The organism is Sporofaciens sp. St.21A7, from assembly GCF_059728535.1.
In genome coordinates, this window is sequence record NZ_BAAGFN010000001.1 from 1,331,208 (window position 1) to 1,350,542 (window position 19,335).

A 19,335-nucleotide genomic window follows, 5' to 3' on the forward strand; every position below is an offset into this window, starting at 1 on the left:
TATTGTAAGGATATGAATAAAATTATTAGTTGTTGTGGTGTTATATGCTCTAAATGTGAGTATTATCCGATAGATTGCAAAGGTTGTCCGATAATCAAAGGACAGGTATTCTGGTTGGAATATACCGGCGAAAAAATATGCGGAATATATGATTGTTGTGTAAATACTAAAAAATAAAGCATTGTGGAAAATGTGAGAAAGTTCCTTGTGACAAGTATAATGGTTCTGACCCCACAAAAACTCTCGAAGAAAACAACGAGGATTTAATCAAGCAGTTAGCGCAACTCCGCACAATGGAATAAGGTTCATAGTCTGTCGTTTCTTTTAAAATTAGATATTCCAGTTTGTATAAGAATTTCATAATGATTATTAGTTATGAGCGGTAAAGCTATTATAGTTTTATCGCTTTTTTATTTTAGGAGGATAATATGCAAAAAAAGAATCATATCACTGATAATACAGCACAGAAGATTAGAAAGAATATTGGAAAAGCAACTTATGATGTATCTCTTTATTTTAGTAAAACCAGTACGGAGACAACGCATGAGTCATTCTTTTGAGTTACTTTTGGGGACTGAATGGCGTGATTGCGGCACAACCGGTTGTGGAAGCGGTTTTAACGATCATTTGTATCGTTATGTATCTCAGAGATATAAAGTTAATGAACGCTTGACCGGATGGATTTGGTTCCAGTGTGCTGACACATTTACATTTCGTCAAAGGACTTGTCTGAATTTCCATCTGCCACGTTGTCGTCAGTCAACGATGCCACCGCATCGCCTCCCTCCTCCGCCTTGCAGACTGAAAATTCATTCTGCTCATTTGACTGAAAGTAAATGTGTCAGTACATTAGGACTTACGGGACTTTTTGTTCTTGTACATTTTCTCGTCTGCTTCTTTTAACAGCGTATGGTAATCGGCGTGTCCCTCCGTCAGACAGTAACCAAAGGAGAAACTTAAAGGAACCTCCAAATCGTCGTTCAGACGGGCGCGGCTGCTATTTTGCAGATCTTCCAGCGCTATAACAGCGCCAGACAGCGCCGTTTTTGTCTGATACTGGTATAGAAACAGGACAAATTCATCGCCTCCCAGTCTGGCGGCAATGCTGTGGCCGGGTGCAAATGTTCCGAGAAGGCTGGCAAGCTGCGTCAGATAAGCGTCGCCTTCTTTGTGGCCGTAGGTATCGTTGATTACTTTCAAATTATCAGCGTCTATCATCACAAGAGCGCTTACGCAGTATTTTTCCGGCTTATGGAAACAGGCGGCGAGAAAATTCTCCAGCCCCCGGCGGTTATACAATCCGGTCAGGCTGTCATAGTCCCGCTCCTGTTCAATCTTTAAGCGTTTTAATGTGTTCTCTGTCACATCTATGAGGACGCCGAAAATATTGCCGCTTTCGTTGAGTTCTTCAATCTTGATATAGCGTTCATTCAGCTTAAAGACATTGGTCTCATTGGCGAATGGCTGGCTGCGAAGACGGGTAAGAAACTCCTGAAATGTCCGGTAATCGCCGGATAGCTGTTCTGTCTTTTCAGGGGTAAGCCCGAGGATCTGCGGCACATACTCTGTAAAGCGTACCGGCAGCATTTGTTCGTTATACTCGTACACCCCAATGTACATGTTGGTTTTGCTGAGCACATAGGACATCTTTCGGTTATTATCCAAGAGGCTCTTTTTCATCCGGTTAATATCGCTGCTTAGCTGCGAAAATTCTGTGCTGCTCTGAATGTCGATCACTTCGTCGAGATTTCCGGCGGCGATGGCGTGGAGTTTTTGATTGATGCAATAGATGTCATCCACGACATAGCGGTTCATATATCTGGTCACAGCGCGCATAAGGACGACAGCGCTTATGACAAGACAGGAAAACAGGACGATAGTGTTCATAATAACCCACTCATAAAGCGCGCGGTCAGTAAGGACGCGTCCGATATAATTGGAATCAAAGGACTTGAACACGCAAAAAGAGTTCCGGCCATTGACGGTAGCATGAAATCCTTTTGGCTGCCCGGCAATGTCGTTGAGATTGAGTCCAATCGCCTCGATGTTTTTATGTACACAGTCTAAATCTGTAGAGCCCACAATCTCTCCGCTCCTTCGGTCAATCGCGTAATAGCTTGCCTCCGTATTCACGCGGAACAGAGAAAATATGTAGGAAAGTTCGTTTTTCTGAGTCACTTTCATGACATTGACGGGAGACATGCCAACCTGTACGATAAAGCTTTCGTCAGCGCTCCATAGGGCCGAATACTGCATCAGTTTCTCCTCAGCGGTGTTGGGCGTTATGTCCTGCACAAGTTTTAGAGACTTATCGGTCAGCATAGGTTTAAAAAACATCATCTGTTCGCCGGAATCAAAGGTATAATCAAAGTATTCCGGGTGGGTTCCGGCAAAGATACGTCCGGTCTTATCAAAAATATGGATTTCATCAACTTCCATGAATACGGCGATTCGCCTAAGCTCGTCAACGCTGTCAAGCACAGATGGTTTCGCCTGAATCAGATAAGCAATGGCCTGTGCATTGTAAAGGCAGGTCTGGCTGTATTCTTCCTTTGTTTCCGCAAGTTCGGCATTGTTCTGTTCAAGAACCTGCTCAATCTGCTGAAACGTCATGATGGCATCATTGTACGCCTGTTGATGAGTGTCATCAAGCTGAACATAAACGATAACGATTGTTAAAAAGGAAATTAGGATTAATGTGACAAGATTCATATACCGACTGATAATCTTTTTTAGTGGCTTCATCAGCGCCTCCTGTGTGGTAAGAAAATATCTGCGAAAAAAGAACAAACAAATTAAACATATGATAGCATAAGCGGGATGGATTAACAAGGTAATTCCCCTTTATATAGCGATTGTTACCAAATCTTGAAATATTTTACTGTTTACATCGTATTTCACAGAATCCCATCCGTAACCCCGAAAGCCGATGCGCTTGCCATTATTTTGATATGCAATAATGCTGATGTAATTCGTATATTTTTTGCTGAATTAGCCCTATGAGTTCCGCTGGTTCTAACACAGTGGCATTGTTCCCAAATGTCAGCAGATAATCGGCGATCCATTCTAAAGCAGCAAGGTTTATTTCCATGTCGATGATTCCGCCTCCAGTTGGAAATATTTTTAATCCCCCTGCAAGCAAAGGTTCGCTTTCACAGCGTTTCACACCTATGTCTGTCAGATTGATTTTAATGTGGCAATCCTTTTTTTCCTCGGTTTTTTCGAGATATTCCTGAATTGACCCGGGGATAGGATATTTCCCTTTTGGATAGGGATTTTCCGCCAGGATTTCTTTGATACGGTCAACCCGGAAAACTCTGATTTGATTTGCCGCAGTACAATAAGCCGGGCAATACCAAAGTCCGTTCATGGCATATAAGCCGACCGGTATAATTGTGCGCGTACTCTCAGAATGTGCCCCCGAATACCGTATTGTCGCGGCATGGCGGTTCATTACAATCAAAAACATTGATTTGAGCAGGGGAGAATCGCAATGTCTGTCCGGAATCCAGAACACGACCTTGTTTTGAATCTGTGTGATGCTGGTTTGAATATCTAATGGCAGGCAATTTAAAAATTTTTTTAAGACAGAAAGGGTTTCCTGCTCAAAAGGCAAGTCACGATAAAATTGCAAGGCCTGGCAGGCGAAGAATATGGCTTTTGCCTCGTTTTCTGAAAAAGCAATTGGCGGCAAAATGCGTTCTTTCAGGATATGATATCCGCCCGCGGCCCCGACTTCGGAGTATAGGGGAAAACCAGCCTGTTCTAATTCTTGTAAATCACGCAGTATCGTCCTTTTCGATACGGAAAATTCATGTGCTAATTCCCCTACGGTAAAATCTTTTTTTGCATTTATTGTTATCATCATTTCAATCAGCCGTTCTGCTTTTGACATTTTGAATCTCCTTCCTAAATAGTGACAGTTTTTGTCACTATTCTATGATAAACTATTTATATTCCAGATGCAATATGTCTCTAAAATGAAATTATGCGGTGCCAGATTTCACCTGTTGGACGGAGTTCGTATGCCTTAAAAGGAGTATATGAATAGACCATAATGAGAAAAATAAAATGAAAAGGAGAATAACGTATGGAAAAAATGATGTACATGATGATGATTGAGAAAAGCAAGACCTATAATAAAATGACAAAACAGGTAGTTGTGGAACATGTTGAGAACATAAGAAAGCTGGACGATGAGGGAAAGTTGGAAATCTGCGGCATCTTTAAGGGTTATCCGGGAATGGCGGGCATGTATATCCTAAAAACAGAAAGCCGTGAAGAAGCAGAAGAAATATGCAAAAAAGAGCCGTTGATAATGGGAGGGTATGCGACCTATAAGTTAGTCGGCTTACAGATTGCAGACAGGGAGAACAATTACTTGCTGTAATTGCGGGCGGTCGGACTCAGTCCGAAAATGTATAGATTAATATTGCAGGATGTGCTATACTGGACGACAGGATAAAATTTTAGAGAGAGTGATGGAATGAAGAACAGACAGGTATGTTTAACGGAGGGACCGATTTTAAGGTCATTGGTTGCACTGGCGATGCCGATAATGGCGTCGTCCTTTTTAAATACAGTCTACAGCATTACCGACATGGCGTGGATTGGATTGCTTGGCTCGAAAGCCGTTGCTGGCGTCGGTGTGGGTGGCATGTACGTATGGCTTTCCCAGGGACTTTCATCCCTTGCGCGAATGGGAGCGCAGGTCAATGTCGCCCAGTCGTTCGGGCGCGGCAGGAAGGACGAGGCGGGCGAGTACGCCCGGGCGGCGTTACAGCTCACACTGTTGTTCGGGGTATTATTTGCAATCGTAAGCGTAGGCTTCACAGACGGCCTTGTAGCCTTATTCCATCTCGGAGACAAAGAGACGATACAGTGTGCGGAAAGCTATATGCGGATAACCTGCGGGCTGGTAATATTTTCCTACATGACCGTAGTGCTGACTGGAATTTACACGGCACAGGGGGATTCTAAGACGCCCCTTCTGGCAAATATTATCGGCCTTATCGTCAACATGGCCTTAGACCCGGTACTCATCCTTGGGATTGGGCCGTTTCCCAGAATGGAAGTCGTGGGGGCGGCAATCGCGACGGTGATTGCCCAGTTCATCGTTATGCTGGTAATGCTCCTGGGGGCATGGAAGGGAAAAGGTGCGGACAATGTCCTTGCCGGGATGAAACTGATAAAGCCTGTGGAAGGCAGGTTCTTTCAGGCAGTGTTCCGCATCGGAGTACCTACGGCGTTGCAGGGGACGGTATACTGCGGTATTTCCATGGTGCTGACCCGCATGGTCGCCGTCTTCGGGCCGGGTGCGGTCGCCGTACAGCGTGTGGGAGGACAAGTCGAGGCGGTATCCTGGAATACGGCGGACGGGTTTGCGGCGGCGATTAATGCGTTTACCGCTCAGAACTATGGCGCAGGCCAGATGGAGCGGGTACGCAAGGGATACAAGATTTCCTTCCGGACAATCGCTATATGGGGAAGTTTGATTACGCTGACATTTATCTTGCTGCCGAAACCAATCTCGGAAATCTTCTTCCATGAGGCAAATGTCGTGGGGATATCTATTGATTATCTGCGCATTGTGGGAATCAGCGAGGCGTTCATGTGTGTGGAATTGATGACGGTGGGCGCGTTGTCCGGGCTTGGCAGGACGAAGCTGTGCAGTATTATCAGCATTGTTTTTACCGCGGCAAGAGTGCCTCTTGCGGTGGCGTTGGCGGCGTCACCGCTGGGGCTTAACGGTATCTGGTGGGCGTTGACACTGTCGTCTGTAGTAAAAGGAGTTGTGTTCGTAGGGGCGTTTAACAAGGTGACTGTATGTAAGGATAAAATATAGTGAAATGAAAAGCCGGATGTGAACCGTATTTTTACTGTTTTACATCTGGCTTATTTACTCTTGACCAAGCATTTCTTTTTATAAAATGCCATCCCAAACCACAAGACCTTACCGTACCCGGATCGTTCCACTTTTTTTGCATACTGTCTTTTTTCAATCTGCGCCAATGCTTCTTCACATTCTGACATAAGTTTATCCTCGCCTTTTGCCGCCTTTGCTTCTATAACGGCCGCCCGCCGGTTGATACGGTCCTTAATTACGATATCCGACCGTCCCAGACCGTTCTCATAGTTAGATTCAACGATATATTCTGTCCCGGCAAACAACCCGGTGAGAAATGCATGATAGAAATTCTCTGAATAGTCATGATAGCTAATCGTATCGAACAGCAAATCCGATAATTGACGGCTTAAATCTTCCGTATCTGCATTCCAAAGGCTCTGCCACAATTTCCCATAATTACAGGAGACAGCCCTGCTGCTGAACCATTGGTTAATACTTTTCTTAAAAATCTCTTTTATCTCGGCGTTTGGAATCTTCAATGCAATCTGGCCCTTTTCAAGGTTATCCCATGAATCCATTTCTTCCGGCAGCGCCCGGGTCAGATAACCAGTCAGATAGAGCAGGCTCCATACATTGCTTTCGGAGGATTTCAGCACATCATAAGTAAGGTTTTCTGTAATCGTTTCCTTGATATAGCCGCCCGCCATAAGTATTTCCAGCTTTTCTTTGACAGTACTCGTATTGCGGGAAAGAAAACTGGAGATAATGGAGTTATCGCTGGTGTGCTCCCAGAAACTTTCCGGCTCAGTAATGTGGTTTGTCCGGACTTTATTCACATAATTCAGTACATCCCATGGGCAATAGAGCTCAAAGTTCCCAAAATGATATCCGTCATACCACTTCTTTACACGGTCGGCATGCTCCATGCAGCCTGTGTCTTTCAGGATTGCCAAAACTTCCGGCTCGGTAAAACCGAAGTATTCATTTAACCGCGTGTCAGAGATGGTATCTGATACAAAATTGTTGACGCCTGTAAATATACTTTCTTTTGCAATTCTGAGACAGCCTGTAAGAACGGCAAATTTTAGGGAAGGATTATCCTTGAATGCCTGTAGGAGTCCCTTCATGATGTCGAGCATCTGGGGATAGTAATTTTTGTCGCTTGCCTTGGCTAAAGGTACGTCGTATTCGTCTATCAGCAGGATTACAGGTTTTCCGTAATGAGCGGCTAACAGTTCTGTCATGATAAGAAGACTGTTTTTTACTGTATTTTGCGAGGCATTTTGTGAGATAAGCTCATCTATTATTTTTCTATCGTAAGTTGTAATCTTGCCGCTGTCCATCAGATAAAGATGTTTTTTGAATAATCTGGCAATCACAATTGCCAATTGTTCATAAGCGGCTTCAAATGTCAGTCCGTCAATAGATTTGAAAGATACAAAGACAGTCGGATATTGGTTCATCCAATGCCCGCAAAGAATCTGATTCTGGGATATTTCCAGACCTTCAAACCACTTCCGGCTGTTTCTCTGGATATCGAAGAATGATTCCAACATGGACATTGCCAGTGTTTTCCCGAAACGGCGCGGGCGGGTAATTAGAGTGACCTGTGTTCCATGAGTTTTTATCAACTCTTGAATCAGACCGGTTTTGTCAATATAGTAATAGTTGTTTTCTCGGATATCCTCGAATCCAGACCTGCCTATTGGCATATTGATAGATTTCATATTCGTCAGACTCCTTTTTTGGTTTCTCTGATATATGGATTTTACCATAGAAACTGTAAGTTCACAAGTCATGGGAGGGTGGCGGGAGCAGGATGAAAAGGCGGAAAAAGGCAGAAACGATGAAAAAATGCTTGAAATCCCAAAAAGAGTGTGCTAAGATAAGAGACAAATTTTTAAAAGGCTATGAAAGAGACTCTGTCCTTTGGAACTTGACAGGAATGAAGTGTCACCGACTGAGAGCGCTTCTTGAGGAATAAGGACAATAGGGAACACTCCGGAGCTGACCGGTCGAACCTAAGTAGGCCGGTACGTGGGCGCGCGTTAAGCGTGAGGAATCATATGCTAGTACACTAGGCGCTGCATGTGGTTTCTGCAGAGGGGAATCCGGTTGCCGGACAGACGTCCGGTATCATTTCTTTAGGATTCAATGCGGGTGGTACCGCGGATAGTATCAGAATATCCGTCCCGGAATACAGACATGTATTCCGGGACTTTTTACGTTGTCCTGAGATGATAAAATCCTACGATTATTGACCATGAGATTTTATCATTTACAGGATGTCTCACCCCCGGAATACATGACAGCAGCAACAGTCAGATGGGAAAAGGAGGACAATTATGGATTATTTCACAGGCGTAAGAAAGAAGGAAACATTGGAAATCAGCGAGTTACTGGGGCAGGCAAAGCCCGGGCAGAAGGTGAAGGTCAATGGAGCCGTCCACGCAATCCGCGATATGGGTACGGTAGCATTCGTAATCCTTAGGAAAAGAGAAGGGCTTCTTCAGGGAGTGTATGAAGAAGGCGCCGCAGATTTTAAGCTGAAAGATATCAGGGAGGCTTCCACGGTTGAGGTAGAAGGCATTTTAGAAGAAAATGAGAAAGCTCCGGGCGGGATAGAAATCCGGATGGAGAAAATCCGCATTTTGAGCCAGCCGTCCGATGAAATGCTGCCCCTTGCCATTGGCAAATGGAAACTGAACACTTCATTGGAGGCGAAGATGAATTACCGCTCCATCGCCCTTAGGAACATCCGGGAGCGGGCCAAGTTCCGGATTCAGGAGGGGCTTGTGCGGGCATTCCGGGATTTCCTCTACGGCGAGGGATTTACGGAAATCCACACACCCAAGATTGGCGCAAAAGGCGCCGAGGGCGGCGCGAACATCTTCAAGCTGGACTATTTCCACCGTCCCGCCGTACTGGCGCAAAGCCCCCAGTTCTATAAACAGATGATGGTGGGCGTGTTTGACCGGGTGTTCGAGACGGCTCCCGTATTTCGGGCGGAGAAGCACAACACAAAACGGCATCTGAACGAGTACACCAGCCTGGATTTTGAGATGGGCTATATTGACGGATTCGAGGATATTATGGCGATGGAGACAGGATATTTACAGTACGCCATGGAAATGCTAAAAAAAGATTACGAAAAGGAACTTAGGATTCTGGATATCACCCTGCCGGATGTGTCCCAGATTCCGGTAGTGAAGTTCCATGAGATAAAAGAGCGGGTTTCCGAAAAATACGGACATCAGATGCGCAATCCCTTTGATTTGGAGCCGGAGGAAGAGCTGCTCATTGGGCGGTATGCGAAAGAAGAATGGGACAGCGATTTCATTTTCGTGACCCACTATCCTTCCAAGAAGCGGCCGTTCTACGCGATGGACGACCCGGAGGATACGAGATATACGTTGAGTTTCGACCTTCTCTTCAAAGGAATGGAGATTACGACCGGCGGGCAGCGTATCCATGATTATCGGATGCTGAGGGAGAAGATTGCTGCAAGAGGAATGTCAGAAGAGGGGATGGAAGACTATCTCGATACGTTCAAACATGGCATGCCGCCTCATGGAGGGCTTGGGATTGGCCTGGAACGGCTGACCATGAAGCTGGTGGGGGAGGACAACGTGCGGGAGACCACGCTGTTCCCAAGGGATATGAGCAGGTTGGAGCCTTAGAAGAAGTAAAGGAGAATACTGGATATGGCAAACAAGATATCAGACGAGACAATCGAATATGTGGGAATCCTTGCAAAACTGGAATTATCCGCCGAGGAAAAGGAGAATGCCAAAGCAGATATGGAGAAAATGCTGGATTATATTGATACGCTGAATGAACTGGACACAGAGGGCGTTACCCCTATGTCCCACGTATTTCCGGTAAATAACGTGTTCCGGGAAGACACGGTAAGCCAGAAGGACGGAAGTGAGGAAACCCTTGCTAACGCGCCGTTAAGGAAAGGCTTATGCTTCAAGGTTCCCAAGACGATTGGATAGGAGGCGGATGGAAGATGGATATTACAAGTATGACGGCAGTTGAGCTGGGAAAGAAAATCAAAGCAAGAGAGTTATCCGTTACAGATGCCGTAAATGCATGCCTTGCGCAGATTGATAAGGCAGAACCGGACGTCCACAGTTTTGTGACCATTGACCGGGAAGGCGCCCTTTTAAGAGCAGAAGAAGTGCAGAAGCAGATTGATGAAGGGATGCTTGAGAGTCCTCTTGCCGGTGTCCCGGTAGCGATAAAGGATAACCTGTGTACCAAAGGAATGAAAACCACTTGCAGTTCAAAGATTCTGGAAGATTTCAAACCCACGTTTACGGCAGAGGCGGTATGCAATCTGGAAAAAGCGGGCGCGGTGATCATCGGGAAAACCAATATGGATGAATTTGCCATGGGAAGCACAACGGAGACTTCGTATTTTGGCGTCACGAGAAACCCATGGAATTTAGAATATGTCCCCGGCGGCTCTTCCGGCGGCTCTTGCGCGGCAGTGGCCGCCTGTGAAAGCCCTTATGCCCTTGGTTCGGATACCGGCGGCTCCATCCGCCAGCCCAGCTCATTCTGCGGGGTGGTTGGGCTGAAACCCACCTATGGGACGGTGTCCAGATATGGATTGATTGCCTACGGTTCATCGCTGGACCAGATTGGACCCATTGCAAAGGACGTGACGGACTGCGCGGCAATTTTGGAAGTAATTGCATCCTATGATTCTAAGGACAGCACATCCATTGACAGAAGTAAGTATGTAGATTTCACCGCCGCCTTGGTAAATGATGTGACTGGCATGAGAATCGGGATACCTAAGGATTATTTTGGCGACGGGCTGGATAACGAGGTCAGGGAGAAGATTCTGGAGGCGGTCAAGATACTGGAAAGCAGGGGAGCGATTGTAGAAGAATTTGATTTAAGCCTTGTTAAGTACGCAATCCCGGCATATTATGTGATTGCGTCGGCGGAGGCAAGTTCTAATCTTTCCCGTTTTGACGGGGTAAAATACGGCTACCGTACAAAAGAATATGAAGGGCTTCACAATATGTATAAGAAGACCCGCAATGAAGGCTTTGGTGCGGAAGTAAAGCGTAGAATCATGCTGGGTTCTTTTGTGTTAAGTTCCGGCTACTATGACGCCTATTACCTGAAAGCATTGAAGACAAAGGCTCTTATTAAAGAGGCGTTCGACCGCGCCTTTGCAAGGTTCGACGTCATCATCGCCCCGGCAGCGCCCACGACGGCCCTAAAGCTCGGGCATAGCCTAAGCGACCCGCTCAAGATGTATCTGGGAGACATCTATACCGTTTCCGTGAACTTAGCGGGGCTGCCTGGAATCAGCGTCCCTGTAGGGTTGGATTCCAAGGGATTGCCTGTGGGGATGCAGATACTCGGAAATTGTTTCGAGGAAAATAAAATTATCCGTGCGGCGTATACGTTGGAGCAGACATTGGGTTTTGTCAGCGGTCATACGGATAGGAAGATGGAAGGAGGCGAGGCGTAATGGCAAAGATGTACGAAACCGTAATCGGACTGGAAGTCCATGTAGAGCTTGCGACAAAGACGAAAATCTTCTGCTCTTGTAGCACAGAATTTGGCGGCGCGCCCAACACCCACACCTGTCCGGTGTGTACGGGAATGCCCGGTTCACTGCCCGTATTAAATAAGAAGGTAGTGGAATACGCCATGGCCATTGGCCTTGCCACCAACTGCGACATCACACGGGTCTGTAAGTTCGACCGTAAGAACTACTTTTACCCGGACAATCCCCAGAACTACCAGATTTCACAGCTCTACCTTCCCATTGCGTCAAAGGGCTATGTAGAAATCGAGGTGGGCGGCAGGAAGAAAAAAGTCCGTATTCACGAGATGCATATGGAGGAAGACGCCGGGAAGCTGATTCATGACGAGTGGGACGATACGTCTCTGGTGGATTACAACCGAAGCGGAGTCCCCCTTGTGGAAATCGTTTCCGAGCCAGATATGCGCTCGGCAGAGGAGGTCATCGCCTATCTGGAAAAACTGCGTATGATTATCCAATATCTGGGCGCTTCGGACTGTAAGCTTCAGGAAGGCTCCATGCGGGCCGACGTTAACTTGTCTGTGAGGGAGGCAGGTACGGAAGAGTTCGGCACCAGGACGGAAATGAAGAACCTGAACTCTTTTAAGGCAATCGCCCGGGCAATCGAGGGAGAGCGGGAACGCCAGATTGAATTATTGGAGGAAGGGAAAGCCGTCGTCCAGGAAACCAGAAGATGGGACGACAACAAGGAATCCTCCTATGCCATGCGCTCCAAGGAAGACGCGCAGGATTACCGTTATTTCCCGGAGCCGGATCTTGTGCCGATTGTCATCAGCGACGAGTGGATAGAACAGATACGAAAAAAACAGCCGGAGCTTAGGACGGAGAAGCTAAAGCGATATCAGAAAGAATTTGATATCCCCCAGTATGACGCGGAAATCATCACGGCATCTAAGCACATGGCAGACATTTTCGAGGCAGCCACGAGAATCTGCGGCAAGCCGAAAAAGGTGTCCAACTGGCTGATGGTGGAGACGCTGCGCCTATTGAAAGACCATAATATGGAGCCGGAAGATATCACGTTTTCACCGGAAAATCTGGCGAAGCTGGTGGAGCTTACGGAAAGCAAGGCAATCAACAGTTCTGTGGCAAAGGAAGTGTTTGAGAAAATATTTTCAGAGGACGTTGATCCGGAAGTTTATGTGGAAGAGCATGGGCTCAAAATGGTAAATGACGAAGGCGCGCTTGAAGAAGTATTGAAAAAAGTAATTGCGGACAATCCGCAGGCGGCAGAAGATTACCGGGGAGGCAAGGAAAAGGCTCTGGGCGCGTTGGTGGGGCAGACCATGAAGGCTATGAAAGGAAAGGCAGACCCCGGACTTGTGAACCGGAAGCTAAAGGAGATGCTTAATGAATGATGCAGAGATGCGGGAAAAATGCCCCCGGAATGAGGAAGAAAAGAAAATACTGAAAATGCTGGGAGAGGGATGTACGATAGAGGAGTGCCGTAAGAACACGGCTCTGACCAGTGAGGAAATGAAAGAATTTTTGGAGTATGCCCGTAAGTGGGAATGTAAGCATCTGTGCGTACCAGTGAGGAAATGAAAGAATGTGGAATGATGACGGGAAAATGTGTGGAATATGCCCGACAAGCATAGGGTGAAGGGAGAGAGATTTGTCAGATTTAGGGATGTCATTTGCCGGCGGATGTGATATGATATTGATGGATATATAAGGAAAATAAATAACCTGTATAGAAAAATGGTATGGCAGGCTATTTATGAAGCTGAAAAGAAGGAGATTTTATATGGGAGGATTTTTTGGTGTAGCATCAAAGAAGGATTGTGTATTAGAACTTTTTTATGGTGTGGATTATCATTCGCACCTTGGCACACGGCGGGGCGGGATGGCTACTTATGGAGAGGACGGCTTCAACCGGGCAATCCATAACATTGAGAACTCACCGTTCCGGACGAAATTCGACCGTGACGTAGGCGAGATGAAGGGATATCTGGGGATTGGATGTATCTCGGATTTTGAGCCCCAGCCGCTTTTAATCTGTTCAAAGCTGGGCAGTTTTGCAATCACGACGGTTGGCAAGGTGAACAATTATGATGAACTGCTGAACCAACTATATGAAAGTACACATTCACATTTTCAGGAGATGACCAACGGGCAGATTAATGTGACGGAGCTGATTGCTGCGTTAATCTGTGAGAAGGACTCTATCCTGGAGGGAATCAAGTATGTTCAGGATGTTGTGGACGGTTCCATGACATTGCTTTTGATGACCAAGGAAGGTATTTATGCGGCGAGGGACAAGTACGGAAGGACGCCTCTTGTAATAGGAAAGAAGGAGGATGCGTACTGCGTGTCCTTCGAGAGCCATGCGTATATCAATCTGGGATATACCGATTACAGGGAATTAGGCCCGTCGGAGGTGGCGTTTATCACGCCGGAGGGCGTAAAGACCCTTAGGGAGCCAAGCAAGGAGATGCGGATCTGCTCATTTTTGTGGGTTTACTATGGATACCCCACTTCTTCCTATGAGGGGGTCAACGTAGAAGAGATGCGCTACAAATGCGGAAGTATGCTTGCGAAGCGGGACGGGGACAGCGTCCATCCGGACGTGGTGGCAGGCGTACCGGATTCCGGGATTGCCCATGCGATTGGCTACGCCAATGAATCCGGGATTCCATATGCAAGACCATTTATCAAATACACACCCACCTGGCCCCGGTCGTTCATGCCTACCAGCCAGAGCCAGCGGAACTTGATTGCCCGCATGAAGCTGATTCCGGTTCAGGCATTGATTGAGAATAAGAAGCTTCTGTTGATTGACGACTCTATTGTGAGGGGGACGCAGCTTAGGGAGACGACAGAATTTCTGTATAACAGCGGGGCGAAGGAGGTACATGTCCGTCCGGCGTGCCCGCCGCTGCTCTATGGGTGTAAGTATCTGAACTTTTCACGTTCCAAATCAGAGATGGAACTGATTACAAGACAGATGATTCGGAAGCGTGAGGGGGACGAATGCCCGCAGGAGGTCCTGGATGAGTACGCCAATCCATGTTCCTGCAAGTATGCGCAGTTAATTGAGGATATCAGAAAACAGCAGAATTTCACTTCGCTTAGGTTCCACAGACTGGACGACTTGTTAGAGTCCATCGGGATCGAGCCTTGCAAGGTGTGTACGTATTGCTTTAACGGCAAAGAATAGGAGGATACTATGGGAAATAATACCAGACCGGACAGTATGGAGCGGATTACGACGAAGGAGCTTGCAGATGCATTTATTGCAGAGCAGGTGGCAGAGATTCAGGCACAGGTAGGCGGACGTAAGGTGCTGCTGGCGCTTTCCGGAGGAGTAGACTCTTCTGTGGTGGCTGCACTTTTGATTAAAGCCATTGGGAAGCAGTTAGTGTGTGTGCATGTGAACCATGGCTTGCTCCGGAAAGGGGAACCGGAGCAGGTGGTGGAGGTATTCCGTGACCAGATGGACGCCAATTTGATTTATGTGGACGCAGTAGACCGTTTTCTGGACAAGCTGGCGGATGTAGCGGAGCCGGAGAAGAAGCGTAAGATTATCGGTGCGGAATTTATCCGGGTGTTTGAGGAAGAAGCGCGCAAACAAGAAGGGATTGAGTTCCTGGCTCAGGGGACGATTTACCCGGATATTATCGAGAGCGACGGTGTGAAGGCGCACCATAACGTGGGTGGCCTGCCGGAGGATTTGAAGTTTGAGCTGGTGGAGCCTTTGAAGTTTTTGTATAAAGATGAGGTGCGCGTGGTAGGCAAGGCGTTGGGCCTGCCGGACGGCATGGTATACCGCCAGCCGTTCCCGGGACCGGGACTTGGAGTTCGCTGTCTTGGGGCGATTACCCGGGAGAGGCTTGAGATTGTACGGGAGTCAGATGCGATCCTTAGGGAGGAGTTTGCGAAGAATGGACTCGAGGGGAAGGTATGGCAGTATTTTACGGCGGTTCCGGATTTTCGGTCTGTGGGAGTCGCAGACGGCGCCCGGACGTTTGCGTATCCGGTGATTTTGCGTGCGGTGAATACGGTGGATGCCATGACGGCTACGGTGGAGAATGTGCCGTTTGAATTGCTTGAGCATATTACGGAGAGGATTACCCATGAGGTGCCGGGGGTGAACCGGGTGCTGTATGATTTGACGCCGAAGCCGTGTGGGACGATTGAATGGGAATAAAGCACAAATCTCAAGAAAGCTTTATTTTAAGTCATTTTCAGAGGTTGTTTCCAGAGGGATATTTTTGTGTATCTTATTCTTTTCGCCATTGCTTAGATGGTGTATGTTTGCCGCAATCATCAGCGGTCTGCGGCCAGTTGAGCTTCCATTCCAGATATTCTTCTCTGGTAATCTCCCCGGCTGCCAGCTGCTTTTTGCGAAGCTGCCATTCCAACAGAAACTTGTCCAGCAGGTGGTAGCGGAAACTGACGGCTATGTGTTTTTCCGGGAAGTCCGGGTCTGTATTTTCGTTTATTTCATAAAGCCGGATGCCCGAGTATCTGAACGAAAGAACAGGATTTCTGAAAGATTGGAGGATGTACTGGAGGAAAACAGAGAACTGCGGGCAATAGGAGCAGATTTTGAGCGAATGAAAAAGGCTTTTGGTTTGGTGGTTACATGGGGCTAACTGGTAGATATAATATAGGTGAGAGATAATTTTTCGGCTATGCAAGTTGTTCGATCTAAATGGAAGGTAAGTAAAAATGATACTTTGTATTGTAGTAGCTCCATGCAGAGCTTGAGGAGGCTGCATGGAGGAAGAGCATTAGGCTGATATCCTCAAGCTTTGCTTCTGTTTCAAGAAATAGTTGATATGAAAAGGAGCAAAGAAATGAATAATACAAAGAAAATTGAATTATATGAGTTGAAAGATTTTTTGATTCTTTGGAGTACCCAGAGTGTATCTCAACTTGGCAGCAGTATCACAGCATTTGCATTAACTTTATGGTTGTATGAGAAGACTGGTTCTTCATTAAGTACTGCAGCACTTACTATATGCTCTTATGCACCATATGTGTTAATGAGTATATTTGCAGGAGCGTTGACAGACCGGTTCGATAAAAAGAAGACAATGATTGTTTGCGATGCACTTGCAGTGTTTTGTACCGTAGTAGTATTGGGATTATTTAGTACAAACCGTTTGATGGTATGGCATTTGTATGTCTTAAATGCGATTTCGGGATTAATGAATACAGTGCAGCAACCGGCATCAGAAGTTGCTATGACGCTTATTATTCCCGAAAAGTATTATCAGAAGACAAGTGGCCTTCGTTCTTTGTCAGGGTCGCTGATATCCATATTAAACCCTCTGATTGCTACAGCATTGTATTCTTTTACAGGACTTAATGGTGTGATAGCAGTAGATATTGGCAGCTTTGTAGTCGCATTTATAGCATTGCAGTTTTTTATTAGCATTCCAAAAAGCAATCGTAAACGAAAAGAAAGTGTATTTGTTCTTGCTAAAGAAGGAATTGGGTTTTTGAAAGACAATCCAATGATTATGACGCTGATCTTATTTATGGCAGGTGTTAATCTGGTGGCTTCTGCTTTTGATGCAACATTACCAGGGTATGTACTTCCGAATCCTAAAGGAGGTCACTATGTTCTTGGGGTTGTTACTTCCTGTTCCGGTGTGGCTATGATTATTGGCAGTCTGATCGTTTCGGTTTTACCTAAGCCAAAGGATAGGGTTAAAGTCGTTTATTTGACAATGTTGTTTTCGTTAGGGACTGAAAATTTTTTATTGGCTTTTTCCAGAGAACCGATATTGTGGTGTATTGGACAGATCATTGGGTGGATTCTTGTACCTGTTATGAGTGCTAATTTGGATGTGATTCTTAGGAGTACCATTCCGATAGAATTGCAGGGACGTGTTTATGCGTGTCGTAATACGCTTCAGTTTTTTACCATCCCAATCGGATTGTTTTTGGGTGGTTTTATGGTAGATAATGTATGCGAACCGCTTATGGCTGTATATGATGATTTATCAATTCTAAAAATGCTTTTTGGTACAGGAAAAGGTTCTGGTGCGGCACTTATGATGTTTATACTTGGAGTAAGTGGAAGTATGGTTTGTATCATTACGGGTAAGAAGTTAAAAAAGTATCAATATAACGAAAAGTAACTATATTTTTGGTGAGCTAAACAAAATAACTTGTCGAATGGGAATAGTGAAAAAAGGGATTGAAACGGCGTATTTGTGCGGGTTTCAATCCCTCTTGTTTCCATCGTGATGTTAATGTGAGTCAATCCGCTGTTAATTGATAGCAAATAGCATAATCTACTGTCAAACGGAATCATCTGGCAGTAGGTATGTATACTATCCTCAATGTGATTCCCTTATATTCAATTATAGGTAACTGATACCAGGGCAGTCCGCAAAAATGTCTCGTTTCCGGCATGAATGACTATCCTGGCAGAAAAGCGGGGAGTGAACTGCTCCCAAGTTCTCCCAGATGGGCTTCTGGAGTTGCTTAATGCTGGCCATGCAAGATAACCTTAACCCTGTTTTTGTCTTAATTCCTTGCGCAGACGATCAATTTCTTGTTTCAAATATAAATTTTCTTCTTGATTACGGCGGTTTTCCTCTTGATTGCGGCGGTTTTCCTCTTGATTGCGGCGATTTACCTCTTTCCAGTGTTCAATCTCTTCCTGATTCCGCTTATCCTGTTCTTTCCATCGTTTATTTTCTTCCTGAAGTTCATCAATCATATACCGTACCGTATTTCTGTCTAACTCATACAATTCCTTTGAAAACATACCCATCACCTGCTCTATATTCTGGCAAATCTCATATACCTGCGCATACATCGGCTTGAAATCCGGGTACTTCTCAATCAGCGCAATGATATCCTCCGGCGCATCGCTGCTCAGAAAAGTAAGCCATCCGTCCAGCCGATTCTTTATACTTTTATTTTGCTGGTTTTTTCTGTAGATGTCAAGCGCAACAAAGACAAATTTCTGCAAAAGGTTGAGCTTTAACCCGGTATTTGATTCTTGCTGGAATTTGTGGATATATTTATCCGGAAATTGATGGAACTCAGGAGTGCTTTTCTCGAATAGGACGATGGTATAGACATTGGAAATCTTGCGGTAGGAAAAAGCCTTTTTTGTCATCTCGCCGCGTACCTGTTTGTACTCCCGCAATAACAAATCCGCAGAATAACAGGCGCTCCGCTGGCCCGGGAAAGCGTACCCTACCTTTTGGACTTCTACATTGACGACGCTTCCGTCTGATAACCGAACTAGAAAATCCATGATTAGCAGAGACGATTCGTCCGCAATCCGTGTATTGTCATTGGGAAGTACCTTCAAAAGTTTTACCTTTTTCCCAAGCAATAAGGAGATTAACTCTTCGAGCCGTTCCGGATAAATTTCCGGATTCAGTATTGCCTTTATACAAAAGTCATAGAGCATCTTAACGCCTTTTGCGCCCGTACAGAAATCGAGGAACTCTTCCCGCTGTTTTTCTTGCCAACTGTGAAAGATTTCTTCCAGTTCTTTTGAACCATGGATTTTCCCCAAGATTTCTTCACGGCTTTGAAGCATTGGAAAATATGTCCGTAATGAATTGGCCAAATGTAATCCCTCCTCACAAAATGTCTGTGTACGTTGTTAAATTAATCTCTTCTGTTGGCGTTTATATGGTTAAGAAGTAAATCTTTTATGGGGTAAATGTTTTATATTTCAATTACATTTGTGCGACGTTTTTCGACAAGAGAAGTTTTAAATTTAGAGATACTAAAGCTTATCGTCTGATGCTAAAAATAAAAAACCCAGAACGATGTGGTGTTCTGAGGGATTGAGGTGTATTTTGTTGTAATATGATTATGTTGTAAAGATAGGCTTGTAAAAATGTTCATAAGGCAAATTTTTCTTGGAGGAAGCAAAAATTAAGAATACTTTAAGTTGCCACATGCCGAACCATGGAGTATAATGAAC

The 19,335-nt window shown here is 45.6% G+C and carries 16 protein-coding genes and 1 pseudogene; 12 read left to right on the plus strand and 5 right to left on the minus strand.

From position 1 onward, the window contains the following. Window positions 1–428: 428 nt before the first annotated feature. Entirely contained in the window at window positions 429–560 is a 132-nt protein-coding gene (locus AC6I3O_RS06725; protein WP_497850197.1) for a TnpW family protein, read from the plus strand. Window positions 561–849: 289 nt separating this feature from the next. Here the strand turns inward: AC6I3O_RS06725 and AC6I3O_RS06730 are convergent, their stop codons facing one another. The 3 genes and pseudogenes from AC6I3O_RS06730 to AC6I3O_RS06740 all read right to left on the minus strand — a co-directional run. After that, window positions 850–2,745, minus strand: coding sequence for a diguanylate cyclase domain-containing protein (locus AC6I3O_RS06730; protein ID WP_497850198.1), 1,896 nt, complete (start codon window positions 2,743–2,745; stop codon window positions 850–852). 196 nt (window positions 2,746–2,941) lie between these two features. Then, window positions 2,942–3,694 carry a helix-turn-helix transcriptional regulator gene (locus AC6I3O_RS06735; RefSeq protein ID WP_497853430.1) on the minus strand — a complete coding sequence of 251 codons (753 nt, stop codon included), beginning with the start codon at window positions 3,692–3,694 and terminating at the stop codon, window positions 2,942–2,944. Between the two features lie 33 nt (window positions 3,695–3,727). After that, window positions 3,728–3,895 (minus strand): annotated as a pseudogene (locus AC6I3O_RS06740) (helix-turn-helix transcriptional regulator); the annotation flags it as partial. A 195-nt stretch (window positions 3,896–4,090) separates the two neighbouring features. Between AC6I3O_RS06740 and AC6I3O_RS06745 the strand changes: the two are divergent. Beyond that, window positions 4,091–4,390: a YciI family protein gene (locus tag AC6I3O_RS06745; protein ID WP_497850199.1), complete on the plus strand. Its 300-nt coding sequence runs from the start codon at window positions 4,091–4,093 to the stop codon at window positions 4,388–4,390. 96 nt (window positions 4,391–4,486) lie between these two features. Beyond that, window positions 4,487–5,845, plus strand: a complete 1,359-nt coding sequence (locus tag AC6I3O_RS06750) for an MATE family efflux transporter (RefSeq protein ID WP_497850200.1) — start codon at window positions 4,487–4,489, stop codon at window positions 5,843–5,845. A gap of 50 nt (window positions 5,846–5,895) precedes the next feature. Here AC6I3O_RS06750 and AC6I3O_RS06755 read toward each other — a convergent pair whose 3' ends face one another. Further along, window positions 5,896–7,575 (minus strand): AAA family ATPase, encoded by a 1,680-nt coding sequence (locus tag AC6I3O_RS06755; RefSeq protein ID WP_497850201.1) that lies wholly within the window; start codon window positions 7,573–7,575, stop codon window positions 5,896–5,898. A gap of 618 nt (window positions 7,576–8,193) precedes the next feature. On the opposite strand from AC6I3O_RS06755, the gene aspS reads away from it, so the two are divergent. From aspS to AC6I3O_RS06800, 9 genes are all read left to right on the plus strand, one after another. Next, window positions 8,194–9,528, plus strand: a complete 1,335-nt coding sequence (gene aspS, locus AC6I3O_RS06760; protein WP_497850202.1) for an aspartate--tRNA(Asn) ligase — start codon at window positions 8,194–8,196, stop codon at window positions 9,526–9,528. Between the two features lie 24 nt (window positions 9,529–9,552). After that, window positions 9,553–9,846, plus strand: coding sequence for an Asp-tRNA(Asn)/Glu-tRNA(Gln) amidotransferase subunit GatC (gene gatC, locus AC6I3O_RS06765; RefSeq protein ID WP_497850203.1), 294 nt, complete (start codon window positions 9,553–9,555; stop codon window positions 9,844–9,846). Window positions 9,847–9,860: 14 nt separating this feature from the next. Next, window positions 9,861–11,345, plus strand: coding sequence for an Asp-tRNA(Asn)/Glu-tRNA(Gln) amidotransferase subunit GatA (gene gatA, locus AC6I3O_RS06770; RefSeq protein WP_497850204.1), 1,485 nt, complete (start codon window positions 9,861–9,863; stop codon window positions 11,343–11,345). Next, on the plus strand, window positions 11,345–12,781 hold the full coding sequence (gene gatB, locus AC6I3O_RS06775) for an Asp-tRNA(Asn)/Glu-tRNA(Gln) amidotransferase subunit GatB (RefSeq protein ID WP_497850205.1): 1,437 nt from the start codon (window positions 11,345–11,347) through the stop codon (window positions 12,779–12,781). Before gatA ends, gatB begins: the two co-directional genes overlap by 1 nt. Continuing rightward, a complete protein-coding gene (locus tag AC6I3O_RS06780) occupies window positions 12,774–12,968 on the plus strand; it encodes a hypothetical protein (RefSeq protein ID WP_497850206.1) in 195 nt (64 codons plus the stop codon). Before gatB ends, AC6I3O_RS06780 begins: the two co-directional genes overlap by 8 nt. A 202-nt stretch (window positions 12,969–13,170) precedes the next feature. After that, on the plus strand, window positions 13,171–14,583 hold the full coding sequence (locus tag AC6I3O_RS06785; protein WP_497850207.1) for an amidophosphoribosyltransferase: 1,413 nt from the start codon (window positions 13,171–13,173) through the stop codon (window positions 14,581–14,583). Between the two features lie 36 nt (window positions 14,584–14,619). Then, the gene (guaA, locus tag AC6I3O_RS06790) at window positions 14,620–15,573 is read left to right on the plus strand and encodes a glutamine-hydrolyzing GMP synthase (protein ID WP_497853431.1); all 954 of its coding nucleotides are present in this window, start codon (window positions 14,620–14,622) and stop codon (window positions 15,571–15,573) included. A gap of 64 nt (window positions 15,574–15,637) precedes the next feature. Next, entirely contained in the window at window positions 15,638–16,021 is a 384-nt protein-coding gene (locus tag AC6I3O_RS06795; protein ID WP_497850208.1) for a hypothetical protein, read from the plus strand. A 204-nt stretch (window positions 16,022–16,225) separates the two neighbouring features. Further along, window positions 16,226–17,518, plus strand: coding sequence for an MFS transporter (locus AC6I3O_RS06800; protein ID WP_497850209.1), 1,293 nt, complete (start codon window positions 16,226–16,228; stop codon window positions 17,516–17,518). Between the two features lie 374 nt (window positions 17,519–17,892). Here the strand turns inward: AC6I3O_RS06800 and AC6I3O_RS06805 are convergent, their stop codons facing one another. Further along, window positions 17,893–18,972, minus strand: a complete 1,080-nt coding sequence (locus AC6I3O_RS06805) for a PD-(D/E)XK nuclease family transposase (protein WP_497850210.1) — start codon at window positions 18,970–18,972, stop codon at window positions 17,893–17,895. Window positions 18,973–19,335: the final 363 nt, after the last annotated feature.